This window comes from Marinomonas sp. THO17 (genome assembly GCF_040436405.1).
In the GTDB taxonomy this organism is placed as follows: Bacteria; Pseudomonadota; Gammaproteobacteria; order Pseudomonadales; family Marinomonadaceae; genus Marinomonas.
The window spans coordinates 3695679-3722571 of record NZ_AP031575.1 but is presented as its reverse complement, the minus strand read 5'-3'; the positions used below and the strand labels follow the sequence as shown (position 1 = coordinate 3722571).

General features: G+C 44.1%; 24 protein-coding genes and 2 pseudogenes. 12 read left to right on the top strand and 14 right to left on the bottom strand.

What is annotated here, in order from left to right; translation table 11 throughout:
- The first annotated feature begins 15 nt into the window (after positions 1–15).
- A complete protein-coding gene (locus tag ABXS85_RS17535; protein ID WP_353667816.1) occupies positions 16–1995 on the top strand; it encodes a RecQ family ATP-dependent DNA helicase in 1980 nt (659 codons plus the stop codon).
- A 240-nt stretch (positions 1996–2235) separates the two neighbouring features.
- Here the strand turns inward: ABXS85_RS17535 and ABXS85_RS17530 are convergent.
- The 4 genes and pseudogenes from ABXS85_RS17530 to ABXS85_RS17515 form a co-directional block, all read right to left on the bottom strand.
- A pseudogene (locus tag ABXS85_RS17530) lies at positions 2236–2601 on the bottom strand (VOC family protein); the annotation flags it as partial.
- Positions 2602–2674: 73 nt separating this feature from the next.
- Positions 2675–3004, bottom strand: coding sequence for a GIY-YIG nuclease family protein (locus ABXS85_RS17525; protein WP_353667815.1), 330 nt, complete (start codon positions 3002–3004; stop codon positions 2675–2677).
- An 18-nt stretch (positions 3005–3022) separates the two neighbouring features.
- A complete protein-coding gene (locus ABXS85_RS17520; RefSeq protein ID WP_353667814.1) occupies positions 3023–3625 on the bottom strand; it encodes a LysE family translocator in 603 nt (200 codons plus the stop codon).
- A gap of 9 nt (positions 3626–3634) precedes the next feature.
- Entirely contained in the window at positions 3635–3826 is a 192-nt protein-coding gene (locus ABXS85_RS17515) for a hypothetical protein (protein ID WP_353667813.1), read from the bottom strand.
- Between the two features lie 236 nt (positions 3827–4062).
- Between ABXS85_RS17515 and ABXS85_RS17510 the strand changes: the two genes are divergently transcribed.
- Positions 4063–5472, top strand: coding sequence for a PLP-dependent aminotransferase family protein (locus ABXS85_RS17510; RefSeq protein ID WP_353667812.1), 1410 nt, complete (start codon positions 4063–4065; stop codon positions 5470–5472).
- Between the two features lie 48 nt (positions 5473–5520).
- On the opposite strand, the gene ABXS85_RS17505 is transcribed toward ABXS85_RS17510, so the two are convergent.
- The 5 genes from ABXS85_RS17505 to ABXS85_RS17485 all read right to left on the bottom strand — a co-directional run bounded on the left by ABXS85_RS17505 (position 5521) and on the right by ABXS85_RS17485 (position 10586).
- A complete protein-coding gene (locus ABXS85_RS17505) occupies positions 5521–6321 on the bottom strand; it encodes an ABC transporter ATP-binding protein (protein ID WP_353667811.1) in 801 nt (266 codons plus the stop codon).
- A gap of 44 nt (positions 6322–6365) precedes the next feature.
- Entirely contained in the window at positions 6366–7442 is a 1077-nt protein-coding gene (locus ABXS85_RS17500; protein WP_353667810.1) for an iron ABC transporter permease, read from the bottom strand.
- Positions 7439–8458: an iron ABC transporter permease gene (locus tag ABXS85_RS17495; RefSeq protein WP_353667809.1), complete on the bottom strand. Its 1020-nt coding sequence runs from the start codon at positions 8456–8458 to the stop codon at positions 7439–7441. The genes ABXS85_RS17500 and ABXS85_RS17495 overlap by 4 nt, the downstream gene beginning before the upstream one ends.
- Positions 8459–8463: 5 nt before the next feature.
- Positions 8464–9405, bottom strand: a complete 942-nt coding sequence (locus tag ABXS85_RS17490; protein ID WP_353667808.1) for an iron-siderophore ABC transporter substrate-binding protein — start codon at positions 9403–9405, stop codon at positions 8464–8466.
- A 167-nt stretch (positions 9406–9572) separates the two neighbouring features.
- Positions 9573–10586, bottom strand: a complete 1014-nt coding sequence (locus ABXS85_RS17485; protein ID WP_353667807.1) for an MBL fold metallo-hydrolase — start codon at positions 10584–10586, stop codon at positions 9573–9575.
- Positions 10587–10796: 210 nt separating this feature from the next.
- Between ABXS85_RS17485 and ABXS85_RS17480 the strand changes: the two genes are divergently transcribed.
- Positions 10797–11711: a LysR family transcriptional regulator gene (locus tag ABXS85_RS17480; protein WP_353667806.1), complete on the top strand. Its 915-nt coding sequence runs from the start codon at positions 10797–10799 to the stop codon at positions 11709–11711.
- A 78-nt stretch (positions 11712–11789) separates the two neighbouring features.
- Here the strand turns inward: ABXS85_RS17480 and ABXS85_RS17475 are convergent, their stop codons facing one another.
- Positions 11790–13502: a tannase/feruloyl esterase family alpha/beta hydrolase gene (locus tag ABXS85_RS17475; RefSeq protein ID WP_353667805.1), complete on the bottom strand. Its 1713-nt coding sequence runs from the start codon at positions 13500–13502 to the stop codon at positions 11790–11792.
- A gap of 339 nt (positions 13503–13841) precedes the next feature.
- On the opposite strand from ABXS85_RS17475, the gene ABXS85_RS17470 reads away from it, so the two are divergent.
- From ABXS85_RS17470 to ABXS85_RS17445, 6 genes are all read left to right on the top strand, one after another.
- Positions 13842–15218 carry a TolC family protein gene (locus ABXS85_RS17470; protein WP_353667804.1) on the top strand — a complete coding sequence of 459 codons (1377 nt, stop codon included), beginning with the start codon at positions 13842–13844 and terminating at the stop codon, positions 15216–15218.
- Positions 15219–15295: 77 nt separating this feature from the next.
- Positions 15296–16456, top strand: coding sequence for an efflux RND transporter periplasmic adaptor subunit (locus ABXS85_RS17465; protein ID WP_353667803.1), 1161 nt, complete (start codon positions 15296–15298; stop codon positions 16454–16456).
- Positions 16453–19635 (top strand): efflux RND transporter permease subunit, encoded by a 3183-nt coding sequence (locus ABXS85_RS17460; RefSeq protein ID WP_353667802.1) that lies wholly within the window; start codon positions 16453–16455, stop codon positions 19633–19635. Before ABXS85_RS17465 ends, ABXS85_RS17460 begins: the two co-directional genes overlap by 4 nt.
- 208 nt (positions 19636–19843) lie before the next feature.
- Positions 19844–20050, top strand: coding sequence for a hypothetical protein (locus ABXS85_RS17455; protein ID WP_353667801.1), 207 nt, complete (start codon positions 19844–19846; stop codon positions 20048–20050).
- A 163-nt stretch (positions 20051–20213) separates the two neighbouring features.
- Entirely contained in the window at positions 20214–20690 is a 477-nt protein-coding gene (locus ABXS85_RS17450; RefSeq protein ID WP_353667800.1) for an Lrp/AsnC family transcriptional regulator, read from the top strand.
- Between the two features lie 51 nt (positions 20691–20741).
- On the top strand, positions 20742–22478 hold the full coding sequence (locus ABXS85_RS17445; protein ID WP_353667799.1) for an aminotransferase class V-fold PLP-dependent enzyme: 1737 nt from the start codon (positions 20742–20744) through the stop codon (positions 22476–22478).
- On the opposite strand, the gene ABXS85_RS17440 is transcribed toward ABXS85_RS17445, so the two are convergent.
- The 4 genes and pseudogenes from ABXS85_RS17440 to ABXS85_RS17425 form a co-directional block, all read right to left on the bottom strand.
- Complete coding sequence (locus tag ABXS85_RS17440) at positions 22475–22930, bottom strand: MOSC domain-containing protein (protein WP_353667798.1); 456 nt, start codon at positions 22928–22930, stop codon at positions 22475–22477. The genes ABXS85_RS17445 and ABXS85_RS17440 overlap by 4 nt on opposite strands.
- A 10-nt stretch (positions 22931–22940) precedes the next feature.
- Positions 22941–23369, bottom strand: coding sequence for a GNAT family N-acetyltransferase (locus ABXS85_RS17435; protein ID WP_353667797.1), 429 nt, complete (start codon positions 23367–23369; stop codon positions 22941–22943).
- Entirely contained in the window at positions 23360–23791 is a 432-nt protein-coding gene (locus ABXS85_RS17430; protein WP_353669790.1) for a VOC family protein, read from the bottom strand. Before ABXS85_RS17430 ends, ABXS85_RS17435 begins: the two co-directional genes overlap by 10 nt.
- A gap of 66 nt (positions 23792–23857) precedes the next feature.
- Positions 23858–24001, bottom strand: a pseudogene (locus ABXS85_RS17425) (DUF6500 family protein); the annotation flags it as partial.
- A gap of 147 nt (positions 24002–24148) precedes the next feature.
- On the opposite strand from ABXS85_RS17425, the gene ABXS85_RS17420 reads away from it, so the two are divergent.
- The 3 genes from ABXS85_RS17420 to ABXS85_RS17410 all read left to right on the top strand — a co-directional run bounded on the left by ABXS85_RS17420 (position 24149) and on the right by ABXS85_RS17410 (position 26777).
- The gene (locus ABXS85_RS17420; protein ID WP_353667796.1) at positions 24149–24409 is read left to right on the top strand and encodes a DUF4212 domain-containing protein; all 261 of its coding nucleotides are present in this window, start codon (positions 24149–24151) and stop codon (positions 24407–24409) included.
- A 6-nt stretch (positions 24410–24415) separates the two neighbouring features.
- Positions 24416–26182 (top strand): sodium:solute symporter family protein, encoded by a 1767-nt coding sequence (locus tag ABXS85_RS17415; protein WP_353667795.1) that lies wholly within the window; start codon positions 24416–24418, stop codon positions 26180–26182.
- Positions 26183–26270: 88 nt separating this feature from the next.
- Positions 26271–26777 carry a hypothetical protein gene (locus ABXS85_RS17410; RefSeq protein ID WP_353667794.1) on the top strand — a complete coding sequence of 169 codons (507 nt, stop codon included), beginning with the start codon at positions 26271–26273 and terminating at the stop codon, positions 26775–26777.
- The last annotated feature ends 116 nt before the right edge of the window (positions 26778–26893 follow it).

Genomic DNA, 26893 nt, shown 5'->3' with positions numbered 1-26893 from the left:
AGGATGAGCACAGAGATGACAGGGACAGAACAAGAACTGTATCGTATTTTTGGTTTTGAGGCTTTTCGAGAAGGACAAGCCCAAGTTGTCGAACACCTTTTAACAGGTGGTTCTTCCTTGGCAGTTTTTCCTACTGGCTCCGGAAAATCTCTGTGCTATCAATTCACCGCCACACAATTACCGCACCTTACCCTAGTCATTTCTCCACTTATCGCCCTGATGCAGGATCAATTAAGCTTTCTACACAGCAAAGGTATTGCCGCCGCCCGTTTAGATTCCACTCAGTCCAGAGAAGAAAGCCTATCCATAATGGCGGAAGTTAAAGCTGGCAAGATCAAGATACTGATGATTTCAGTAGAACGCTTTAAAAATGAGAACTTTCGTCGTTTCATTCAGCAAGTTGCTATTTCCCTAATGGTGGTAGACGAAGCACATTGTATTTCCGAATGGGGACATAATTTTCGTCCCGACTATTTAAAGCTGCCGCAATATCAAGCGTCTCTCAAGATTCCGCAAGTGCTATTGTTGACAGCAACGGCCACGCGTCGAGTACAAAAAGACATGGCACAGAAGTTTGCCATCCAGCCGCAGCAAATAGTACAGACTGGATTTTATCGCCACAACTTACATTTACAGCTCATCCCAGTGAATGAGCAACAAAAATTTGCTCAACTTGAAACCCTATTAGCGCAACAAGCAGGGGCAAGTATCGTCTATGTCACTTTACAAAAAACCGCCGAGCAACTGGCCCAACAGCTAAAGGATAAAGGCCATAGGGTTCAAGCCTATCATGCCGGTTTAGACAGTGAGAAAAGACAGCAAATTCAAACCGATTTCATGCAAGGACGTACTCCCATCATCATCGCCACCATTGCCTTTGGCATGGGCATAGACAAGTCCGATATCCGACTGGTGGTGCATTATGATTTGCCCAAATCAATCGAAAATTACAGTCAAGAAATTGGCCGCGCGGGTCGAGATCAACAAGCAAGTCAGTGTGTACTTTTGGGTAATTTAAACGGATTAAACACGCTTGAAAACTTCGTCTATGGTGACACGCCAGAAGCCCACAGTATTCATCATTTAATTCAACTCATCCAACAACAAAGCCATCAGGGTGAATGGCAAACTCAGTTGTATCATCTGTCTATTGACACCAATATTCGTAATTTGGCATTGAAAACCCTGCTAGTACAACTTGAACTCATGGGCGTGATTGAAGCCAAATACTCTTATTACGCAGAAATTAAAGTGAAATGGCTTACCGAGCCTGAACACTTCATACAAGGCTTATCAAACGAATGGCAAGCTTCCTTTCAGAGACTTCAACAAGGCATTCAATATAAGAAAATCTGGGGTAATGTGGACTTGCAATGGCTCAATCACCACTTGGGCATGCAAAGAGCAGAAGCACTTACCCTGTTGGAATTTGCTGCCGAGCAAGATGCAATAGTATTGGATATGAAAGGTGTCACAGAAGTGTACCATAGCCGAATACAAGACTTTGATACTCAGGCAGTGAATCAGCATTTGCTAGATTATGTTCAGCAAAAAGAAGCCTCTGAAATCGAACGCATTGCCACCATGATTCGTTTTTTCGAATTGGATCTTTGCTTGAATCATAATTTGGCGCGCTATTTTGGTGATCAAAATGCCCCCGAGCAGTGTGGACACTGTTCCGTTTGTCAGGGTCACATCATGCGCTTTGAGCAGAAGAATCAAGACCTTTCACATTTTGACCCTAGGTTACAACAAGATATTGGTGGTTTTGTGCAACAAGTCCAACAATTGTCCAGGGACACCAAGATCACCCCAACCTTGATAACGCGTTTTCTAACAGGCCTAACCCAACCAATCTTCAGCCGTATCAAAGCACGTCAGTTAGCTGGTTTTGGGGATTATGAAGAAGAATCCTATCCTGCTTTGTTAGCCTATTCAGAAGGGTATTTACTTAAGCAAGGTGCGAATAAGTCTGCTGAACATCAATCTTATTAGTAAAATGGCCTATCAAGGCAAGATTGAGCAAGAATGTTAATAGCTTCCTTAGCCTTTCTCATCTTCCTTGATATCCGCTTGGTCTTTGGTATCGTTTTCACTTTCTTTATTAGCTTCTTTTTTAACTTCTTTTTTGGCTTCTCTTTTAGTTGCTTTTTTGACTTCTTGTTGGGCTTCTTCAGTTTCGTCTTTCGCCACAGTGTCGCTTTGAGCGTCTTCTATTAATTCTTCGTCCACATGCTGAAGCACACTGATTTCAATCAGGTTATTATCTGGGTCATTGAAATAAACCGATTGAATCGGCCCAGTTGCGCCAGATTTTTCCACAGGTCCTTCGATAATGGTGACCTCATGTTGCTGTAAATGCGCAATCACTTCATCCAATGCCCAATTACTAATAAGACACAGGTCTCCTGAGCCTTCCATGGCATGATTTCTAAGTTCTTGACCAAGGGTTTGAAAGTTGATTTTCTGTTTTCCGAATCGAACAGCCCGTCGCCCCTCAGCAAAGCTAATGGCCTCCATTTGTAGCACTTTTTCATAAAAGTCTACGGCTCTATCAATATCGGCAACGGTCAAAACAAGATGATCAATGTGACTGATCATAAACACTTACTCTCCTGTAAAATGAGGTAAAAAGCAGGATTATGCTACGAATGATTTCACGCAAATACAATGCTTATGTTTGCTCTTCTGATAACAAAGACAGCGGATCAATTTTACCCGCTATCAAATTTTGTTTTTGTTGACGATTTAGCTTTTTAATACGATTTTCAATCATCAGAGCTTGGCTTTTGGAATCCACCCTATGTTGCCAAACCAATTCCAATGGCCCCTTTCCTCTAAGATAACGAGCGCCTTTTTTGCTGTCTCCAGAATGCTCTTTAAAACGTCTACCCACATCGGTACTTATCCCTGTATATAAGGTATTCAAACGGGTCTTAATAATATAGAGGCTCCAAACGGATTCTGCTTTATCCATCACCTTCATTTGATTTGAGTCCGTCACCTTCTCCCCTTTACTCATTTACCCTATTATCATAAATAATGTCATCGCGGTGGCCAGCCCCATTAGATAATTAAAGGCACGCTGCCGTTTAGAGTTGGTTAACCAAATACGAATCTTCATACCTGCCCATGCCCATATTGAAATAGCAATAAATCCCAAGCAAGCAAACGCCAACAAAATTGATATACCTGACGCTAAATATTTATCTCCTGCAAAGGTAAAAGTACTGACACAGCCTAGGGACATCATCCAAGCTTTCGGGTTGACATACTGGAATAATACTGCCTGCCACCAAGTCATTGGCTTGGCTGCTTGTTCACCAAGGTCAAAATGTCCTACTGGCGAACTGGCAATTTTCCAAGCCAACCAAAGCAAGTACAAACAGCCCACCCACTGCAGGCCTGAGTAGAGAGACGGATATAAGCTGAACAAGGCGCCCAAACCCAACAATGTGGCCAACAACAAACTAAACATGCCAATAATAATACCCAGCATATGTGGAATGGTACGGCGATAACCAAATTGTGCACCAGAGGCTAATAACATAATATTATTGGGGCCAGGCGTTACCGAGGTAATAAAAGCAAACATCGCCAAAGCAATAAAAAACGACGTATCCATATTGTCCCCCTAGCTCTCTTTATAATGAAACAGGCCCTGTAAAAAGCCTCTCACACTGGCCTTATTGGCTTCCATAACCCGTTCTTCTGGTGTTACGCCAATATCCATGCACTGTTCCGCTGTCAATGTCTTTAATGCTTTACGAGTTTGAAAACGTAAAACACAGGCTTGTAGATGAGCGAATAAACCAATTACTAACATGACTTATCTCCTTATGTTGAAGGTGTATCCTAACAATACCCCCTTTGTGTATGTTTCTATACTTTAGAGCAGAGACAAGTTCCAATACAGATTCAAAAAAAACTTTAATTCATCATACAGATTAAGAAAAAATACTCTGTATGCTTCTATTTTATCCAATCTGTATGGTTATTTCTTACCATTAAAGGATTTACAATGATTGCAACAGGATACAGTTAAACAGTTTTGGGGGGAAAATGACGCTGTATGAAAATCTCGCCATTCGGCTAAAAGAGCATATTGAGCTGGGTTTCTATAAACCAGGCGATAAACTCCCTTCGGTTAGGCAACTGGCAAAAGAACATGGCGTTAGCATTTCCACCGTACAAGAAGCCTATCGGCAATTAGAACAAGCCCTCTTGGTCGAAGCCAAGCCTAAATCTGGCTATTTCGTCAGTGTGCAAAATAAAGACAATTTACCCAGTATTTCTCGACCGCCACAACGTCCTTTGGATGTCTCACAGTGGGAAGAAGTACTCAACATGCTATTGATTCGCAGTAGTAATAACGGCGTACAATTACAACATGCTATGCCGGATATGAAAGCCCCTAGCCTCAAACCACTATTAAAAGACCTGAGTAAACAAAACCCAGAAATTGGCTTAGGCTATTCTGACCTTCGTGGCACTAAAGAACTGCGTGTGCAGTTGTCTCGTTTGGCCGTGGCGTCTGGCTGCCAACTGCATCCTGATGACATTGTTATCACCTCGGGCTGTCAAGAAGCCTTATCCGTCTGTCTTCGGGCCGCCACTGAACCAGGCGACATCATTGCCATTGAATCCCCTGGTTTTTACGGCTCTATGCAAGCCATCAAAGCCGCTAACCTTAAAGCCATGGAAATCCCCACTCACCCAGAAACAGGCATCAGTTTAGAAGCCTTAGAGTTAGCCTTGGATCAATGGCCAATCAAGGCGGTTTTTGTGACCCCCACATGCAATAACCCAATGGGATACACCATGCCAGAAGACAAGAAAGAGCAACTCTACCGTCTGGCACAAAGTTATGACATCACCATCATAGAAGATGACATTTACGGTGACATTTCTTTCCAGTTTCCACGGCCAAAAACCATCAAATCCTTTGACACCGATGGTCGTGTTATGCTCTGTTCCTCTTTCTCCAAATCCATTGCTCCTGGTATGCGTGTCGGTTGGATCGCCCCGGGGCGATATCGTGATAAGGTGACACACATAAAGTATGTTTCTAGCTCCATGTGTCCAGTGATGCCTCAACTGGCAGTGGCTAAGTTTATTCGCCTTGGCGGTTATGCAAAGCACATTCGTAATATGCGCTTAAACTATGAGAAACAAAGAGACATGTTGCTTAAAGCCATTAAAACCTATCTTCCCAAAGACACTCGAGTCAGTTATCCAGCCGGCAGTTTCATCCTATGGGTTGAGTTAGGAAAAGATATCGATAGCATGAAATTGGTGGAAAAATGCCGTCAACAAGGGGTTGGCTTTGCGCCGGGCCCGTTGTTTTCGTCCACCGGGAAATACCGCAATTGCTTTCGTTTAAACTACAGTGAAAAGAACATTGAAAAGCGTGAAGAAGGAATCAAGATTCTTGGAAGAGTCATAACAGAAATGCAACCTGATTCACCTTAGAAGACAAAGTCATCAGATAAAATATTGCGGTGAATTCACCGCAATATTTTAGGACTTCATTCGCTGAATATTAATGAGAATGGGGCTACCTGTCATAGGATCTGGTATCAAATCACACTCCACGCCATAAAGCTCCATGACCAATTCTTTGGTCATCACTTCTTTCGGGCTGCCTTGAGTAATGATTTTACCTTGTTTCATAGCCACAATATGATCGGCATAACGGCACGCACTGGGCAGATCATGTACTACCATAGCAATGGTTTTGCCCTGCTCAGACAACTCGCGAATCAACTCAAAGACTTCAATTTGGTGTCCTAAATCCAGTGCCGAAGTCGGTTCATCCAATAATAACAAAGGCGTCTCTTGAGCAATGGACATGGCAATCCAAGCTCTTTGTCTTTGTCCGCCAGACAAGGTATCCAACAATCGCTCTTTAAGATCGCTCAGGTCCGCCGCACGCAAAGCGTATTCAATGGCTTCTTGATCACTCATTGCCCATTGTTTTAAAGCGCTTTGATGAGGATGACGACCGAAACGAATCAATTCACTGACACTAATGCCATCCGGAGCAATGGTATCTTGAGGCAATAACGCCAAACGACGCGCCACTTCTTTTGACGGCAAGCGATGAATGTCTTTACCATCGAGCAACACAGCGCCACCACTTGGCACGTGTATACGCGACAAACCATTTAGTAAGGTGGATTTACCACAACCATTCGGCCCGACGATGGCTGTCACCTGAGCATTTGGCAATTGAATGTCTAAATTCTCAATAATGCTGGTTTTGCCATGTTTTAAGGCTAACCCTTGTGCAGCAAGAGTTACTGTATCCACTTGAGTCACGAAAAAACTATCCTTTTATCTTGTTCTATCAAAGGCCTAAATCATCATAAGTTGTGCTTGGATTTTTGACGAATCAAAATCCAAATCAAATAAGGTCCACCCACCACAGAGGTCACTATGCCCACCGGCAGTTCAATAGGAGACAAGATAGTACGCCCCACTAAATCTGCCACCACCATAATAAAGGCACCCGCCAACGCTGAACCTATCAATGGAATGCCACGATAGCGCGCAAACACGCGCGCCATTTCTGGCCCAATCAAAGCGACTAAACCCACTGGACCGGCCACAGCGACCGCCAAGCCAGTCAATATAATCGACAAACTTAATGATGATAAACGCAGCCACTTAGTGCTGGAACCCAGTCCTGTGATGACAGCATCTGAAAAAGGCAATAAAGAAAATAAGTGGGTTAGCAACAAGCAAGCAATAAGACAAAACAGCAAGCCTATTCCTAAGATGTTCACCATTAATTCTGGACGAGCACTCAAACTGCCCACTGTCCAAGGATAAGCCGCATTGGCCGTATCTATGTCTACCTGACTTAACATGAGTTGAGTCAGGGCACCAGCAATAGCACCAATACCAATACCAGCCACAATAAAACGATATCCTCGAGTACCGCTGCTGCCCGCCAAACCAAAAGCAAGTGCTGTCGCGGTGGCCGCTCCAGCCAAAGCCATAGCCGAGGGTGCAATGGAAATGGCGGTACTGACCACAGAAGACACAGCAAACGCCATGGCCGCGTTATCAATGCCAATAATGCCCGGTGTGGCTAAGCGGTTACGCGCTAAAGTTTGCATTAAACATCCCGCCAAACTAAAGGCTGCCCCCGTATAAATACCCGCCAGCAAACGCTGTAAACGTAAATCCTGTACCACAAATTGGCTTAGGGTATCACCATAACCAAATAAGGCTTGAATTACCTGCCAAGGTGACAAAGCAACCGTTCCTATGGCAAGCGACGCGATACTGGCAAGTATCACCAAACTCAATAGCAATAGGTTACGACGAATCGCCCGACCATCTATTAAGCAAGCAAACCGTCCCCAAGCAATTTTCACATAGCCGTCAGGCACATTAGAGGATATACCGGATGTATTGGTAAGACTGTTCATCATAATGTTGGTAACCTATGGGCCCGAACAATGGCCAATAAAACAGGTGCCCCCACCATAGCCGTTAATACCCCGAGTGGCATTTCAGCAGGTTGCGCCACCAATCGGGAGAAAATATCCGCACTTAATATGACTAAAGGTCCAATCGGCAAACACAGCCATAAGGTTCTGCGAATATCTGGCCCTACCAAAGCACGCGCAGCAAAGGGCACGACCAAACCAACAAACATCACAGGGCCTGCAATGGCCGTCGCTGCGCCGACCAATAACGCCACTGCGAACACCACAATCAAACGAATACGGCCTGGCTTATAACCTAAACCTATGGCAACGCGTTCGCCTAATGCCAGCGAGGCCAAAGGCCTTGCTACATATAAGACACAAGCTAATGCCAGTAAAAACGATGGCATCAAAGATAACAATTGATCCAAACGCCGTCCTGCAATACTGCCGGTTACCCAAAAACGGATTTCATCCGCCGCCCGTTCATTGTAAAGCAGTAATAATGATGTCATAGCAATCAGTAAACTGGACAAGGCAGCCCCCGCCAGCACCAAACGAATGGGGTCATTACCTTGTCCTTGCATTTGCGCCACGCCAATCACACAAAAACAGCCAATAAGTGCGCCTAATTGGGCTAAGCCAACCGATAAGGTCGCCGTACTGGCACCCAAAGTCAACGCGATAGCAACGGCAAAAGCACTGCCTGAACTGACCCCCAGTAAACCCGGTTCTGCTAAAGGATTACGCGCCACCGATTGCATCAAGGCACCGGCAATGCCTAAGCACAGACCCGCAAAGAGACCAACCAGTGTTCTGGGTAATCGCAACTCATAGACAATGAATTGCGCATCGTCCGAACCACGGCCAGATAGCACAGCCAACACTTCCCTTGGACCAACGTCACCCGCGCCAAAAAACAAACTGGCCAGACAGCAAAATACCAGCAGCAAGGCGACTGGTATTAAAGCACTCAAAATTGACCGCTGAGCTGGCGGTGTTTGAAACCATAATTGCATTAGGTTTATTGAACCTTGGTATCCAGAAGGGTTTGAATATCATCCAAAATTGCGTTTGCAGCAATAGGGCCAGAAGCACTCGTCCATAATTGCCCATTCACCGGAATCACATGATCACGCTTAACCACCTCAAGACGAGCAAAAGCAGGCGACGCTTGTGCCGCCTCTAAGGCTTGCTGACCTTCATCGTCTAACGTCGCCATAAAGATCCAGTCATTATCAATTTTTGATAAGTTTTCCAAACTCAAGGGACTGGAATGTGGACGGCCACGTTTGATTAAACCAGAATCCGTCACCTCAAAGCCCGCTTGCGACAATAAACCATTGGAGAAAAATTGCGTGGTTAATACCAAAGCGCCTTGCGGCATCCAACGAATCAAGGCCGCACCACGTTGATCTGACGGCAATTTGGCTTGTAACTGGGTTTTAATTTGCCTTGCTCGCTCGGCAACCGCTTGAATAATTTGTTCGGCCTTTTGTTCGCGGTTTAATGCTTTGGCATACACACGCATTTCACGGATCCAACCATCCGGACGGATACCATCGCCCTGTGGCACAATAGTCGGCGCAATCTTTGATAACAAAGCGTATTGCTCTGCTGACAATCGATAAGATGCCAAAATAATATCAGGACGTTCTGCAATGACCGCTTCAAGGTTGGTTTCACGTGAGGTGCCGACAATATTGACGTTTTTTGCCCTGTTTTGAATGTATTGAGCCACACCATCACCACCTCGGGTAGAAATCGCGCCAACGGGTTCAAAACCCAAAGCAAAAGCCGCGTCCAAAGCCCCTTCATGTACTGTCACTATGCGTTCAACTTTGTCACTTACCGTCACATCACCATACTTTGTCGCCACGGTAATATCCTCTGCAAAGACGGGCACAGTAAAGAGTAAGCCCAAAGCCAAACTTGCAGAACGACTCAATCCACCTAACAAGGACATATCAACCTCTTCTTTTAAAAAATGGCCTTAAAATAAATAGCCTTTGAATAAATAACCCTTATTAGCACTAGGGTATAAAATGCGAATAATAACTTTTATCATTTATGAGATAAAGTCGCCTTTTTATCATGTTTGCTCAAATGATTGATAAAGCGACCCTTTACCAATCAATTGGTTTTAGAAGCCGAATTTTGCTGTACTCTATCTTGGTAATTTGTAATTTTCACCACACGAGCCAAACTGCAATCACGCAACAAAGCAAATGCCTTGGTTGCATTGGCATCAACAAAGGGGTGTGGCTGGCTAGTTTGCCGTTGTTGCAAGGCTTGCATTCGCTCTACGCTATTGTCTCGGGTTGGGTGATTCGATAGAAACACATCCACCCCTTTGCTATCGGCTAATGTTTTAAAGCGTGCTGCTGAATCTGTGTACATTTGCAGACGCTCAATATTGGGCCCAAAGTTCAATCCTGTGCCGCCCCACATAGCCGCCATGTGAGTCTGCTCGCCGTCTTTTACCGGGAAGATCAGTGAAATGGTACCTAGGGTGTGACCTGGTGTGACATACAATTCCACTTTAGTATCACCCAATTCGATCACTTCACCATCATGAATGGTGATGTCTCGAGTGGGCGCTTTGCCCCATTTAGGGTTCACGATTTCTGGATCTGGCCTTTCAAGTTCCGTCCAATCCGCATCACTCATGACCACTCTTGGCTGGAAGGATGTTACCAAATACTCTTGCCCCCCATAATGATCACCATGGGCATGAGCTATGATCAGATAGCGAATATCATGGGGGTCCATACCAAGCTTTTTGATACCAGCAGCAATAATGTCTTCTGCTTGCCGGTTACTGTTCATAGCATCGAGTAAGATGAGCCCTGCAGAGGTTTTTATCACCCAGCTGGCCACCGAACGATTACCCACAAAGTAAAGATTATCAAAGACTTGTTGTGGCTCAATATAAGAACGTTTGGCACGCTCAGCTCTTTGTTCATCCGTTAACGTACGCTTCTTATTCCCAGAGCCCGCTTTTCGCGCACCTATGTTTCTCAGCGGCTGATCAATGGCGCAAATGTTCGCTAAACCAGGGTAATTTTTACCCGCTGCTAACCCTTGTTCCACCAGTGCTTTTGGGGATAAATCTATTTGTGCCAAGCCATGATGAGCAAACAGCAAGGCAAAAAAGCACGAAAGAAGTTTAGAAAAAACTTTAGAAGAGCAAGGTTTAAGTGGACATAAAGTGCCGCTTAAAAGCATAAAAGCCTCAACTTTACAAATAAGATTGGTTACTATTTACATTCTCACACAAAAATACAACTAGAGTTCGGAACGATGTGTTCCGAAATATGCAATACTCTGCACATCGAGAATGATCAGGCCTGCTGTATGTATGATTTAAATGACTTACAAAGTTTCATTACGCTGCTCGAAACAGAGAACTTAACTCAAGCAGCAAAACGTCTTGGCGTTTCCAAGTCCACTCTCAGTCGTCGCATCGCTCATCTTGAAAATCAGTTAGGCCAAGCTTTATTACTTCGCCAAGCCAATCAAATGATCGCCAACGACGCTGGACATGCTTTTCATCCCTTTGCTTGCAAAATCATTGAAGCGGCAAACCAAGCGCAAAAAACCATAGACTCATTGCAAGATAATGTGATTGGTGACTTGAGTATTGCTGCTTATTCCGGCTTAGCCCGTTCTTGGCTCCCCAAAGAAATCATTCATTTTGCCAATGAACACCCCGAGATCAATTTTTCTCTTAAAACCACCTCTAAATTTTCCGAATTAGAACAAGCGGATATTGGTGTATGGTTAGGCTCACCTGAGCCATCTCGGTTTAAAGAAGAAATGGTTGGCTATTTAACTTGTGGACTGTACGCTTCCAAAGAGTTTGTCAAAAACAACCCTAATCTGATTGATGTAGAAGAGTTAGAGAACATTCCTTGGGTTAACTTTCACCATTTTTATCAACCGGCTGGTGATTTAGAGTTACATCATTTGCAAGATGGCGCTAAGCGTATTCAAATTCCAAAGTCACAAATTTGGACAGATCAAATTGCTATGCAGTTAGAACAGATTGCCAAAGGCACTGGTGTTGGTGTCTTACCAGATTACATGGTCACCATGCGAGAAAAACATCACCCAGGAGATTTGATTCGCGTCCTACCACAATGGCAATTACCTATGATTCCGGTTTACCTTTTGTATCCTTATGGTAGTTTGCCCAAGCGTATGTCGGAATTTTTGCATCATTTCCGTAATCGCACCCGTGATATTTTGGATAAGCAAAAACCTCAATAAGCCATCATCAAAACTCACAATGAAAAAAGGAAGCCAAGTTGGCTTCCTTGTGACGGCAAAATAACCCTATTCGCTCATTTATTGACAAACAAAGCTGGCCGCCTTTTCTGGATCTCCATGACCATCATAAGTAGCCACTGTTGGGAAAGGGCACAAAGGACGTGTACGAGTTTCAGACCAATCGCTCGGCAATTCTTTATTGGCACCACCTGGATTACTGTCTCCACGGGCTGAGGCAATGACCTGTTCAGGCTGCTCTCCCTTTTCTACCCAATTGACCAGAGGCGTCAGCATGTCAAATTGATCAACCGACTGACCGCCTCGGCAATGTGCCATACCTGGCACAGGGTAAAATTGTGCGAATTGTCCAGCGTTGCCATGATTTTTTTGGTCTAGAGCTTGATACCAATCTTGCGTGTCCTGCACCGAGAAAATGGGATCAGACACACCGTGATACACCATAATTTTGCCACCACGATCACGCATCAGACTCATATCTTCAGGGTTAACTGGTGTCATGAAGCTCATACTGGCTTCTTGATAGTCCCCGTCAGTGGCATAGACCTTTTTCACCAGTTCATCGATATCCGCATTAAATACGAATTCAGGCCCATTAAAATTTCGAATACTCAGGTCTTTCAGATCAACTGGAGGCGTTTGGAATATCATACTCACTGCGCCAGAATCACGCTTAATAGGCGCACTGTATTCCCAGTTCATTTGATCTTGGTTGCTGATACCAGCATCGTAAGGAAAAGAAGCATAAACTCGCTCACCATTGAGCAAACGAGGGCCATCAAAAACCTTGGCAACGACATTTTTTTGTTCTGCCGTCAAACATGAGCCATCGCGCCCAGCGCCACAAGAGGGGACATTTTTGTCCAAATCAAAAACACCTTGGCAGGCATTATAATCTTGAATCAAGCCGTCTTTTAGGCCATCCAAAGCATCACATTGTTGCAACACGGCTGTGGAGACCAATTTGCGTTCTTGCATAGTAAAAGCCGCACTCAAATCCTTTTCTGTTGTGCCTGGTACCGATAAATAAAGCTTTGCTCCTGCTATGTTCGCCACGGCAGCTAAAGGCAAACGATAACCTGGGGCCCCGACTAAAAAACCATCGTATTCATCTGCGTAACGCGTCGCCGCAACCATGGCATGTCGTCCACCATTGGAGCAACCTGAAAAATAACTGCGATCTGGCGCTTTTCCATAAACTTGTGCCACTAAGGATTTGACCATGGGTGTCAAACTGCCTACCGCCTGATAACCATAATCTAAACGAGCTTGAGGGTCGTAACCAAAAGTCGGCAAGGGACGATCATGTCCGGCATCGGAACTAATGACAGCGAAGCCTTGATATAATGCATTGGTGATTGGTCCACCCGCAAAGCCTCCTTCTGCCGCTCTGACTGTCCCATCTATGCCACCATTTGCTTGATACAAAAGCCGACCGTTCCATGATTTAGGCAGACGAATCTCAAAGCCAATTGCATATTCTTTACCATCTACCGGACTCACTCGTCGATTCATTTCACCTTTCACCAAGCAATGCTCATCAATGGCTTTGCCTGCAACCGACATATCACCTTTGGCAATGGATTCCACTGCGAAGATGCTGGTATTTTGGTAAGCAAGCTGATCAGCAAAGGCTTCACATTGCTGAATTAACCTTTCAGGAATGGCTGGGCTTAATTGAGCGGTTGAGGATGGGGAGTGTGAGCAAGCCGTTAGAAAAGCCGATGAAACCAAGGTTGCTAATAGGGTATGAGAAGCAAATTTACCTTTCATTATATCTCCTTGTCGCCGTTTAGGCCTGTTATTGTTGTTATTTTAAACAATAAGAATATATAACAATTCATATTTTGCAAATGAGTGGTGAGGTTTATCTTCCCACATCGTCTTAAAAAACGCCCATAATAATATTTAATTTATCCTTTTCTGGAACCTTCTGATCACAAAATGAGTCAATAAAAGTATGGATTGCAAAACAATTCATCTAAGTGTAAATAATTGAAAATATGCTTTATAGGTGTAACCGATAATCCAATAATCTTCGGCAATTCCACTCATACAGAAGGCCAGAGATCACATTTAAGGTAGTTTTCTGGACAAAGTCAGGATTGATAAATGATCAATAAGCCATTCCGCTGTGTCGTTTTATTTTGCATAAGCGTCACCTTAATTGCTTGTAGTAGTACTCAACAAAGAATCGACTACGCAAATTTGGCACAGCAAGAATTGGACAATACCGAGGTGCAAGCCAATCAATGGCAGTCACTGAATCTTGCAGGTGAAATAAGTTACCTAACCGATTTAATTCAAAGTGATGAATTAGATATGCTGATCAAGGAAGCTTTATCAGCCAATCCGAGCCTGCAAAAAACCGCCTTAACCCTTCAAGCCAGTTTGTGGGAACTTAAAAAATCTCATGGTGCGAATTTACCTTCCGTAGACGCCAGCTTTGATGTCAATGAAGAACAAGACAGTGACACAAACTATGCTGCCAAAATCAATATCAGCTGGGAGTTGGATTTATGGCAGAAACTCGCCAATGCCGAGTCAGCCTCAGCCAAAAGCCTAGCCAGTGATGAAGCTTTATTTCAATCCAGCCAAGACACACTCGTGGCCAATGTCATGAAAACTTGGCTGTCTTTAACCTCTAAACAACATGCCATCGAGATAGAAAGTAAACGTCTCAGCTTATTGGAAGCCAACGAACAACTCATTGTTAAACGCTTCAAGAGCGGTTTGAACAATTTAGAAGCCTTGGACGAAGCTCGCACTTCAACCTCTCAATCCAGAGCAAATTTGGCGCAATATCGTGAAAACTTGGAAATTCAGAAACGCGAACTGCAAACCTTATTAGGGCGCAATACACCGCTGGAAATAGCTGCTCAACAAGATTACCCAGAAGTTAGCTATTCCCTCACTGGCTTACCGGAACAAAATCTGCAGCGCCGTCCAGATTTAAAATCCGCCTATCTCACCATAGAAGCCGCGGATTTAAACACTCAAGTCGCCTACAAAGACATGTTGCCCTCTATTAGTTTAAGCGCAGCCCTGTCTGATGCAGCACAATCGCCTAGAATGGCACTCTTTACCTCACCTATTTGGAGCTTAGCAGCGAAATTAACTCAGCCGCTTTATCAAGGTGGTCAATTAAAAGCCGCAGCAGAAGTCGCCAAATTACAAACGGCACAGGCTTTTCAAGCTTATCGCGACACCTTATTAACAGCGGTGAACGAAGTCGAAGACGCCTTGGGGCAAGAAAAGGTGTTACAACAGCGCTTAAAACACATTCGCAATGCATTACAAAGTTCACGTAACAATTTAACCCAATATCAAACCAAATATCGCAATGGCCTGGCCGAATTGAGTGATTTAATCTCTGCGCAAACCACCATGTTTGACCTTGAAGCACAACTTGATGAACTCATCTACGAACATTTGGCAAACAGAATTACCTTGGGACTGGCATTAGGACTTGGAGTAAAACCAGAATAAAGCAATATTCACGCTGGATAGTACTAGCATTATCAATTGTGGTGGCGTTCGCCAGTTATTTATACATAGACAGCAAATTGAACAGGGATGAATTTGCAGGACCAATGGAGGAAGAGCCTATTGGGCCTATTGGGCCAATAGCAGGTCCCGGTCCACTACCGAGCGAATTCGATGGCCAGTTTGAAATGGATGACGAAACAGCGGTAAAGGTTTCTGTCATTAAGGTTCAATCAAGAGAATACGCTCCCATTATCCAAGGCTCTGCGGTGACTGCTCCGCGCTACTCTCTTACCCTGACCAGTCAAGTAAGTGGTGAAGTCATTGAAATATCCCCACAACTGGAGGCGGGAAAACGCGTCAAGCAAGGTGACGTATTGGCAGTTTTGCGTAATCGTGAATTAAACAGTGCGGTTGCCAGTGCAGAAAAAAACCTGGCTAGTGCGGAATTAGCCTTAAAAGAAGAAGTTCGACAAGGTGATCAAGCCAAAGCTGAATGGCAAGCAGCTGGTTTCACTGGCCAACCTGAATCCGATCTGACATGGCGTATTCCCCAGTTGGCCGAAGCCGAAGCCGAAGTCAACTCTGCCAAGGCAGCTCTTATGGAAGCCCGTGACAATCTTCAAAACACCAAAGTGCTTGCGCCTTTTAATGCCTTGATTACTGACCGTAATATCGCCCCTGGTTCTTATCTAAGTTCGAGCAGTGAAATCGCTACCCTGTACAGCACAGATCGCGTCGAAATTGCCTTAGAACTGGCCAATTCAGATTGGACCAAACTGCCAAATGCAGCCACTCTGTTGGCTGGCGATTGGCCCGTTACCGTGCGCAGCATTGATGACAGTCAAGCCAACTGGACAGGCAAAGTCATTAGCGTTGGACAGCATATTGACACAACAACTCGAATGCGCAGCCTTACTGTGGCAGTGACAGCGCCATTGGATCAAGATATCCCATTATTGCCTGGCGCTTTTGTCACAGTTGAACTGCAAGGTAAAACACTGAAAAATCTGTGGAAGTTACCAAACTCTGCACTCAGCCAACGAGGTGATATCTGGTTCCTCAACGAAGACAGTCGTCTTGATTATTTCCCCACAACGCCATTGTTTGTCGACACAAAATACACCTATATTTTGGTGCCAGAAGCGATGCGAGGGCAAACCTATTCCGTACTAACTAAGCCTTATAACAGTTACCAGAAAGGCACCCTAGTTGACGCCATAGAGCAAGGTGAAAAATGAGTCCGAACGATCAACAAAGAGGCATCATTGCTTGGTTTGCTAGTAATCCAGTAGCCGCTAACCTGCTGATGATTTTTATCATTACATTAGGCGTTATTAACGTAGGTTCATTAAGCAAAAAAAGCTTTCCAACACTGCCACCGAACGGTATCACTGTAGATGTCAGTTACGACAGTGGCTCTGCCAAAGCCACCGAAGAAAGTGTCACCATTTTGATCGAACAACAGTTGGAAGGCTTAGTTGGTATTGATAATGTCATGTCAAATTCCACCAGCAGTGGCAGTTCGGTCAATGTTGAAATCAAAGACGGTTACGACCTAGATGAAGTCTTCAACAATATAAAAGACAAAGTAGGCGAAATATCTTCTTTTCCCAGTGACGCAGACCCTGCCATTATCACCAAAGACACACGTTCAGAATTGGCAATTATTATTCAGCTTTTTGGCGACACTGACCGCAGAACATTGCAAAAAGCCGCCTATGACTTGAAAACAAACTTATTATTGGACAAAGAAATCAATTCCGTATCCATTTCTGGCTGGCGCAACCCCAGCATGTTGATTAAAGTCGATAAAAATAAGTTAGAAGCTTACGACCTTACCTTAGCGAACATCAGTACTGCGATAAAAGCCGAGTCTGCCAGCCCCTCGGTTGCCACCTTAAGCGACAAAGACTTGTACCTCAAAGTCAGCACGTCTGAACAAGCTTATTTCAAACAAGCATTTGCTCGCATTCCAATCAAAACCACTACCAGCGGGGCAGAGCTCAAACTCGGTGACATTGCCAGCATCCAAGATGCGTACGATGAAGACGAATTCGTATTGTCACGTTTTAACCAGCAAAACAGTTTATCCCTGCGCATAAACACCATTGGCAAAGATGACATCATCAATACGGTTGAGGCTACTAAAAAGCGAGTTGATGCATGGCGAGATAAGGGCAAGTTACCTTATAAGGTTGAATTAACGACTTGGAATAACCGCAGTGAATCCATTAATCAACGTCTTGAATTGATGGTAAAAAATGCTTTAACTGGCGTCATCTTAGTTTTTGTCTTACTGGCTGTTTTCCTCAACATCACGGTGGCCTTTTGGGTGGCCGCTGGCTTACCCTTTATCTTCTTCGGCACCCTTTTCCTCATGGGTACCAGTCAAATCGATTTAACACTGAATTTGATCACCACTTTTGGCTTTATTCTGGCCTTAGGCATTGTGGTTGACGATGCCGTTGTGGTGGGAGAAAACATATATTCAGTACGAGCACGAGAGGGTGATACGCTAAATAACACCATCAAGGGTACCATGGAAGTGGCCGTGCCTACTTTGTTTGGTGTCTTCACCACAGTAGCGGCTTTTTGGGCACTCTCAAACATTGATGGTCGTTTAGGCAAAATTTATTCTCAATTTGCTCAAGTGGTGGCCATTTGTTTGGTACTGTCCATTATCGAATCCAAAATCATTTTGCCTGCCCATTTATCCCATTTAAATACCCACAAAGCCCCGGCTAAGAATCTCCTAGCGAAACTTTGGGGTATAGTCCAAAAAAGCGCAGACGGCGGTTTGCAGTTTTTCAGTCAGCGCCTCTATAAACCCGCTATCGAATTTTGTCTAAACCACAGATACGCGATGAGTTTGGTCTTCGTGAGCATGTTTGCTTTAGTAATTTCTATGCCACTCACGGGAGAAATTCGAACCAGTTTTTTCCCTCGTATTCCGGGTGATACTGTAAGAGCCTCTTTAACCATGCTAAGCGATGCCAGCTATGGTCAAACAGAAAAAGCCTTGATCGAAATAGAGCAAAAAGCGTATCAAGCAGATAAGAATTTAACGAGAGCGGCCCATGCCGAATTAAGCGGTCAAGATGATTTACCAGACAGCTATTTAAAAAACATAGAAACCTACAGTTCTAGCGATCAATCCGGCAGCTTCCGTGTTGAATTGGTACATGGTGCGCCCTACTCTTTGACCGAGTTTTCTACTGAATGGCAAACTTTGGCAGGCACTCCTGAAGGGGTCAAAAGTCTGCGTATTCGGAACAGTCAAAGCGGCTCAATAGATGCTCTTAATGTGGAACTAACCAGCACCAATGCCACATCACTTGATGAAGCATTAAGCACACTGGTGGAGGTTTTGAATCAAATCCCTGCTGTGACGGGTATCGAAAAGTTCGATACCCCACCTGAATCACGCCTAGAGCTCAGCTTAAGTGAGCAAGGCCGTCTATTGGGATTGACCACATCAGATTTAGCAAGCCAAATCGTCAGTAACTTTGATGGCACTAAAGTACAGTCTTATCAAAGAAATAATGATGAAATCGAAGTACGCATTGGCTACCCAGAAACACAACAAGAGTCTCCCGCGGCCATTATGAACACCAAGATCACATTGGACAATGGTTCGCGAGTTCCCCTTGATACTGTCGCTAAACTTGGGCAAATTGAGGTACAAACTGAGATCATCCGTATTGATGGCAAACGTTCATATTACCTCTCGGCAGAAGTCAATAAAGACATTATGTCTTCCACAGAAGTGGTTGAATTGCTACAACAATCCACTATGCCAAACATCAAAAAACAGTTCTCTGAAGTGGACTTTAATTTCTCGGGAGAAGCAGAAGAGCAGGCGGAAACACAATCTTCTATGTTTAAGATGTTCATGTTGGCCCTATTGATCATCTATGCCCTACTGGCCATTCCATTGAAGTCATACAGCCAACCTGTGATCATCATGATGGCCATTCCTTTTGGCATCATAGGTTCCTTACTCGGCCATTGGATGAATGGTTTAGCGCTGAGTATTTTCTCCTTAAATGGTATTTTGGCGTTAAGTGGCGTTGTGGTAAATGATAGCCTTCTACTAGTGTCTCGCTATAATGACTTACGTAAAGACACTATTCACATTCGTCGGGCCATTATCATGGCTTGTCAAAGTCGTTTACGTGCTGTGTTATTGACCTCATTTACGACCTTTGCTGGACTTGCGCCCATCCTGTACGAAACATCACGTCAGGCTCAAGCCTTGATTCCTGCTGCTGTCTCTCTTGGCTACGGTATCATGTTTGCTACTTTGATCACCTTAGTCCTAATGCCTATACTCTTAATGATCAAAGAAGACGTAGAAGCGGTTATTAAACGACTCAAACAAAAGTTAAAACCTTCAACAGACATACAAGCCCAGTGACTTTTTTCCCAGTGACTTTTTTCTGCAAAGAGACAGAACTAATACCAGCAAAATACATCCCCTTATGTTGAAATCAATATAGGGGGATGAATGACATTAAGTGAGATCGACAACTTATTATCAAACTCATTGGAAACATTGATAAGCACCAAGAAACAATCTCTTTCTATTAATATTACTTCTTCTGCTTATAAGGGAAATAAAGAGCATGATGAAAGCTATTGCCACATCGGCTTGTTTGTTATTGGTTAGCCTACAAACTTCTTGTAAAACAAAAGGGGCTTATGAAGCCTTTCAACAAAATCATGTGTCTGCTTGTCGTGATTATCTTGGTCAACAACAAGATGACTGCTTAGCTAGCCACAATAAATCTTTTGAGGCATACCAAAGAGCACGAGCTAATGACTCGAAATAAGACCATTCACTCAAAAAAATCCATTATTTTTAACTTTTTTTCTTCCACATACTGGATTGATATTCCTCGAATGCCAAGCGATAAGAAATGCCGTTGCTTAGATATTAAAAATCATTAATCTATAGGAATATTATTTCAACATATAAATCAAATAGAGAACAAAATGAACTTAGATAGCACAGACCTGCAACTTCTTGCCTTAATTCAAAGTAATGATAGTATTTCCACAGAAGCAATGGCCCAGCAGGTAGGCTTATCCAAAACCCCTTGCTGGCGACGTATTCAACGTCTCGAAAAAGCGGGCTACATAAAACGCCACGTGGCTTTACTTGACGCTGAAAAACTGGAACTGGGCGTGTCGGTTTTTGTTCAGGTAAAAACCAATCAACACGATGCCAACTGGGCAATCGAATTTGCACAAGTGGTTTCACAGTTTCCAGAAGTTGTGGAGTTTTATCGCATGGCGGGTGAATACGATTATTTACTGCGCGTTTTGGTGAAAGACATTCCAGCCTATGACCAATTTTATAAACGCTTAATCAGTGCCACTGCGTTAACAGACGTTACTTCCAACTTCTCTATGGAACAAATTAAATGGACCACGGAGTTGCCCTTACCTCAGCTAACAAAAGCCGAATAGGCGGACAATAAGCAGAGGTCGAGTCTGTCAAGCAAGGCTAAGGACCTCGACATGTTAACGATAGACTCATCCAATATCCGTCATCTTACTGCCGCTTACAAAGCAAAAGACGATTCGGCTCCTTCGTCTTTGCTTTTGTTAGAAAAAATACGACGGGGCATTATTGGCGCCGAACAAAGCATAATGACACCTTTTGGTGAACGTAAACTGACCTATGCGGATTACACGGCCTCTGGCCGTAGTTTGGATTTCATCGAACAAGCCGTACAAAAAACTCTGCCTTTCTACGCCAATACTCATACTGAAGCGAACGCCACCGGTATGCAAACCACCGCATTTCGTGAACAGGCAAGAGAGGAAATTCGCCGTGCAGTAAATGCCTGCCCTGAGGACCTCATCATTTTCTGCGGCAGTGGAGCCACCAGCGCCATTAATACACTGATTTCTCAACTCGGCTTGAGACAATTAGACGCCACCGAAAAAGCACAAACACGCATTATTATTGGCCCTTATGAGCATCACTCTAATGAACTACCTTGGCGTGAGCTTGGCATTCCTGTAATTCGCATTAAAGAAGGTAAGCAGGGTGGCGTATGCTTACAAGACTTAGAAAACCAATTGCAACAGCATCAAGACAAGCGTCTCATCGGTAGCTTCAGTGCCGCGTCCAATGTAACTGGCATAGTATCAGATCAAAATGCCATCACTGAGTTATTACATACTTATAACGCCTTATCCTTTTGGGATTTCGCGGCCGCAGCACCCTATGTGAAAATTGATATGAATCCTGAGCAGTCGACCAAACATCGAAAAGACGCCCTTTTCTTTTCCCCACATAAATTCATTGGTGGTCCCGGCACACCAGGTATTTTAATCGTCAAAAAAGCCATCATTAACAATGCTCAACCTAGCCATATTGGTGGCGGCACTGTGTCTTTCGTCACCCCAAAGGATCATAGCTTTTTACCTATTGGTGAACGTCGTGAGGAAGGTGGAACACCCGCTATTTTAGAATCCATCCGCGCTGGTTTGGTCTTCAAACTCAAATCCCTAGTAGGCGATGAGGTGATACAAGAGCAAGAACACAGGCTAGTCGAACTGATTGATCAACACTGGCAAAACCATCACTCGATTGAACGTCTAGGTCACCCAAACGCCAAACGTTTGTCAATTACGGCCTTTCGTATTAAAACACCGCTTGGCTATTTGCATCATGGTTTTGTTACCGCCCTATTGAACGACCTGTTCGGCATTCAAGTACGCGGCGGTTGTTCCTGTGCTGGGCCATATGGCCATGCTTTATTAAACATAGATGAACACAAATCCGAACAGATCCAGCAGGCTTTACAAGCGGGTGAAAAACTCCTAAAACCGGGCTGGATACGTTTCAATTTAAACTATTTTATCAGCCAGCAGGAAGCCGACTTTATTCTTCGCGCCATTGATTTCATCAGTCAAGATGGTCTCACCTTTTTGCCTTTCTATGCCTATGACCAGCAAAAAGACTTATGGCGTTTTCAAGGTCAAAAAGAACATGCTATGAGTTTAGAAGATCTCTTGAAATGGGATACGCTTGAGTCAACAGCCAAGACCGAAGCCATAACGCAACCCTCCATTCATGACTGTTACGAAGCCTACCTGAAACAGGCAGACAATTTAGCCAAGGTTTTACAAAATCCACAACAAACTGATCATGTCTGGCAAGCACAGCCTTTTAACCAAGCGTTTGACTCATTAAGAGATTTTGTTTTGGCTGAAGACCTTAAAGCAGGAGCCGGGTCAGCTTAATCCAGTCGTTCAAATGACATACCAACACGTACTACGCCAGAACAAATAACATCGGCCCGTAATCCCCCTTTGTGCAGCCAAGCCTTAACCACTTGCGCTGCACTCATCTCATCATTGGCTAATCTGCGACCTAGTAAGGCACAAGGCTCGCACAGCTCGACGCCATAAAACTCAGCGTCACCAATGCGGAAACGCTTACCCACCAATTCATTCAAGGCGATACCTTGGGTCACCACATTACGTCTGGTATCCGCAAGTTGGATTTGCTGCGCAAAATTCTGGTTATAGTTGGCAATGGCTTCACTTTCGACAAAAGTAATGTTCGGACCATCATCGCCTTTTTTCCCATAATATCTGTCCCCTACTATGCCTTTACCTGCATCCACTTTTACCGCATCTAGTTCAATTTGCCCTTGATTAGATTGTTTGGCGACAAAAATCGCTTTGATCATGTTTATGGTCCTATTTCAAATTCATCGACATTTTCCGATACGCAATGTCACCTTTATAAAAACGCTCACTCGCTGCCGTCATACCAAAACGCTGATAAAGTGAGCTGGCACTCTCCCTGGCATCACACCAAAATACCTTAACCCCTATTTGTTTAAGATCATCAAGGATTCGGCTTAACACAAATTGCCCAATACCTTGTCTTTGATACTCGACCAATGTAGCAAACTTTCTCAATCTGGCACTTTGACCATCAATAAATACCGACGCCACACACAAGAGTTTTTCATCAAGGTAGACGCCATAATGTTGTCCCATGTCATCTACATTGACACGGCACTCCTGTTGACTTTTGTTTGGCCATAAAACTTGCTGACGCAAAGGTAAGGTGGTTTCTGCATCAATCTTTATTATGTTCAATAAGGCGTGTTCTATAGCCATATCAACCCCTTATAAGGCTCCTGCTTTAAGGAAGCTAAACGTGACGATAAAGACCCTATGTGAAATTCCAATTTATGGCCATCGGGATCAGCAATGTAAATCGAACCTCCCTCACTTTGATTGGCTTGCCAGACGTTAAATTCTGCCTGTCTCTTTTGCAAAGCCTGTAAGGTCTGTTCACTCACATCAAACGCGTAATGAGTGTAGTCGTTAGCGTCAATATTTGGCTCGCCTAAGGATAAACACAACCAAGCATCGCCATAAGACAAATAGGCTCCTGAAGCCCAACGCACTTCTCCACAAAAGCCGAGCTGGTCAATATAAAAAGCCAATGATCTGGTTAAATTACTCACTTGCAAAGTCAAATGATTGATGCCTTTATTTAGCACTTTAGCCTGTGCCAACGAACTGTCTTCTGACATCGACGCTACCATGGCATAAATTTTCGTGGCTTTTTCAAAATGATTGAGCTGATGCGTTTCTATCCACCATCTAGCAACCGACATCAATACATCTGGCTGATCATTCTTGTTGGCAAAAAAGGCATAAAAAGACACCTGCACTTTATCACCCTTTTGGCGTATCTTTGCTTCGCATACCGAAAGAATCTTCTGTCTAATAGCTAAATTCATGATTAACTTCCCTTCTCTTGATTGGCTGTTTTGTGCACCCGAATTCAAGATTGAAATCCGTCTATGCGACTAAAGTCTGACTTCTTATTTTGTTCGCCCCTGCTAGATTAAAGATGCGTGATAAAAATAATTATAAGGAGATCTACCGTGTCAGATCATAGTATTAATGCAGAAAAATACTGGCAAGCCAACCTCAGGCTCATCCTCGGATGTCTGGTGGTATGGGCACTTGCCTCCTACGGTTGTGCCATCCTACTACGTCCCATGCTTTCCGGTATACATATTGGTGGAACGGATTTAGGCTTTTGGTTTGCCCAGCAAGGCTCCATTCTTGTATTTATCGGTTTGACTTTCTTCTATGCCTGGAGAATGAACAAACTTGACGAAGAATTTGGTCTACAGGAGTAATTCAATATGAGTCAATTCATGATCAACTTATTGTTCGTGGGCGGATCATTTGCGCTTTACTTCGGTATCGCCATTTGGGCTCGTGCAGGATCAACAAAAGAATTCTATGTCGCTGGTGGTGGTGTTCACCCAGTATTAAATGGTATGGCAACGGCAGCGGATTGGATGTCTGCTGCCTCATTCATCTCTATGGCAGGCTTAATCGCTGCTGGTGGTTATGCTAACTCCACCTTCCTTATGGGTTGGACTGGTGGTTACGTACTGCTTGCTATGTTGCTGGCTCCTTACTTAAGAAAATTTGGTAAATTTACCGTGCCAGACTTCATTGGTGATCGCTTCTACAGCCGAACAGCACGTTTAGTGGCTGTGGCTTGTTTGATTATTGCGTCGGTTACTTATGTTATCGGTCAAATGACAGGGGCTGGTGTTGCCTTCTCGCGTTTCCTTGAAGTCGACAAAAACACTGGTCTGACAATCGCCGCTGTGGTGGTATTCTTCTATGCGGTACTAGGCGGCATGAAGGGCATCACTTATACGCAGGTTGCTCAATATATTGTACTTATCATTGCCTACACCATACCGGCGGTATTCATATCCTTGCAACTCACGGATACTTTCCTACCTGCTATAGGTTTATTCTCTACTCACACTGAATCTGGCATGCCATTGCTACAGAAGCTAGATGAAGTAGTCAGAGAACTCGGTTTTAGAGACTATACGGCCGATGTGGACAACAAACTCAATATGGTACTTTTCACTCTATCTCTGATGATTGGTACTGCGGGTCTGCCACACGTAATCATACGTTTCTTTACTGTGCCAAAAGTGGCTGACGCACGTTGGTCTGCTGGTTGGGCATTGGTATTCATCGCTTTATTGTACCTAACAGCGCCTGCTGTTGCGTCTATGGCGCGTTTGAATCTAATGACAACCATTTATCCATCTGGCCCTACTGAACAACCGATTGAGTACGCTGAACGTCCTGATTGGATTCAAACTTGGGAAAACACTGGTTTGATCAAGTATGAAGACAAAAACGATGATGGTCGTATTCAGTTCTATAACGACACACCGGCTTATGAAGCCGAAGCAACAGCACGTGGCTGGGCAGGCAACGAATTAACGGTTAACCGTGATATTCTGGTACTGGCGAACCCTGAAATCGCCAATCTCCCAGGCTGGGTAATTGGTTTGATTGCTGCAGGTGGTCTCGCAGCGGCATTGTCGACGGCGGCAGGGTTATTACTGGCCATCTCCTCCGCGGTAAGTCATGACTTGATAAAAGGCTCAATCAACCCCGATCTCACGGATAAAGGGGAATTATTAGCCGCTCGAATATCCATGTTTGTGGCCATCATAGTGGCGACCTATCTGGGTATGAATCCACCGGGATTCGCCGCACAAGTGGTTGCTCTGGCCTTCGGTATTGCAGCTGCCTCAATATTCCCAGCGTTGATGATGGGTATCTTCTCAAAACGCGTGAACAGCAAAGGCGCTGTCGCTGGTATGCTGGCAGGTTTGATTGCCACCTTGGTTTACATCTTTATGTTCCTAGGTTGGTTCTTCATTCCTGGTACAGCAACACTAGCGAACACTCCTGACAACTGGTTATTTGGTATTTCACCTCTGTCTTTTGGTGCAGTGGGTGCTGTTATCAACTTTGCTGTCGCTTTCGCGGTGTCTTCTATGACAGAAGAACCACCACAAGACATCCAAGACTTGGTAGAAAGTGTGCGCTATCCTCAAGGTGCAGGCAAAGCCATCGATCACTAATCGATCCTTGCCATAATCCATCAAGCCCCGCTTTGCGCGGGGCTTGATTTCCTTATAATAAAAACATCCATTTAAAGGAAAAATTAAGATGATTTGGGAACTTGTTGCAACGGTTTTTGCTGGTCTTGGTGGTGCAGGTATTGCGTTATTAATACGTAAACTGTCAAAACAAACTGCCCCTAAATGGCTAGTACCAGTGTTTGCTGGTGTGTGTATGCTGGGCTTCCAAATTCAAGGCGAATACGACTGGTACGATCATCAAGCCAGTTTACTGCCAGAAGGCGTAGTCGTAGTAAAAAAAGTACAAGAGGAAGCACCATGGCGACCATGGAGTTACGTTTTCCCACAAACCATGCGCTTTATTGCTGCTGATGTAGCAAATTCCGCACAAAACAAAATTGATCCAAACCTGATTCTCGTTGACCTGTACTTTTTTGAGCGCAGAACACCTGCTAAAAGAGTTCCACAAGTCATTGATTGTTTACAATCCGCCAGAGCCGATTTTACTAATTCATTCAGTGCCGAAAGTGGCTCTCAAACCAAATGGTATCCATTGGAAAATAATGACCCTCTGATTCAGGCGGTTTGCAGTTAAATACTCAAATTCGATGAAACTGAACAGAATCCAGTATGACTTGAACAATATCTTCTTGGCAAAAAATGCTTAACTGCTCATACTTGCCGCTTTGCATTTAAATAGGCAAAGTTGTT

Coding starts and splice junctions, on each gene's coding strand:
- ABXS85_RS17435 (WP_353667797.1), bottom strand. CDS start 23,369: ATGGCTATAGAACACGCCTTATTGAACATAATAAAGATTGATGCAGAA.
- ABXS85_RS17450 (WP_353667800.1), top strand. CDS start 20,214: ATGAACTTAGATAGCACAGACCTGCAACTTCTTGCCTTAATTCAAAGT.
- ABXS85_RS17410 (WP_353667794.1), top strand. CDS start 26,271: ATGATTTGGGAACTTGTTGCAACGGTTTTTGCTGGTCTTGGTGGTGCA.
- ABXS85_RS17495 (WP_353667809.1), bottom strand. CDS start 8,458: ATGCAATTATGGTTTCAAACACCGCCAGCTCAGCGGTCAATTTTGAGT.
- ABXS85_RS17490 (WP_353667808.1), bottom strand. CDS start 9,405: ATGTCCTTGTTAGGTGGATTGAGTCGTTCTGCAAGTTTGGCTTTGGGC.
- ABXS85_RS17470 (WP_353667804.1), top strand. CDS start 13,842: ATGATCAATAAGCCATTCCGCTGTGTCGTTTTATTTTGCATAAGCGTC.
- ABXS85_RS17480 (WP_353667806.1), top strand. CDS start 10,797: ATGTATGATTTAAATGACTTACAAAGTTTCATTACGCTGCTCGAAACA.
- ABXS85_RS17515 (WP_353667813.1), bottom strand. CDS start 3,826: ATGTTAGTAATTGGTTTATTCGCTCATCTACAAGCCTGTGTTTTACGT.
- ABXS85_RS17415 (WP_353667795.1), top strand. CDS start 24,416: ATGAGTCAATTCATGATCAACTTATTGTTCGTGGGCGGATCATTTGCG.
- ABXS85_RS17520 (WP_353667814.1), bottom strand. CDS start 3,625: ATGGATACGTCGTTTTTTATTGCTTTGGCGATGTTTGCTTTTATTACC.
- ABXS85_RS17455 (WP_353667801.1), top strand. CDS start 19,844: ATGATGAAAGCTATTGCCACATCGGCTTGTTTGTTATTGGTTAGCCTA.
- ABXS85_RS17440 (WP_353667798.1), bottom strand. CDS start 22,930: ATGATCAAAGCGATTTTTGTCGCCAAACAATCTAATCAAGGGCAAATT.
- ABXS85_RS17535 (WP_353667816.1), top strand. CDS start 16: ATGACAGGGACAGAACAAGAACTGTATCGTATTTTTGGTTTTGAGGCT.
- ABXS85_RS17475 (WP_353667805.1), bottom strand. CDS start 13,502: ATGAAAGGTAAATTTGCTTCTCATACCCTATTAGCAACCTTGGTTTCA.
- ABXS85_RS17500 (WP_353667810.1), bottom strand. CDS start 7,442: ATGATGAACAGTCTTACCAATACATCCGGTATATCCTCTAATGTGCCT.
- ABXS85_RS17445 (WP_353667799.1), top strand. CDS start 20,742: ATGTTAACGATAGACTCATCCAATATCCGTCATCTTACTGCCGCTTAC.
- ABXS85_RS17460 (WP_353667802.1), top strand. CDS start 16,453: ATGAGTCCGAACGATCAACAAAGAGGCATCATTGCTTGGTTTGCTAGT.
- ABXS85_RS17510 (WP_353667812.1), top strand. CDS start 4,063: ATGACGCTGTATGAAAATCTCGCCATTCGGCTAAAAGAGCATATTGAG.
- ABXS85_RS17430 (WP_353669790.1), bottom strand. CDS start 23,791: ATGTCAGAAGACAGTTCGTTGGCACAGGCTAAAGTGCTAAATAAAGGC.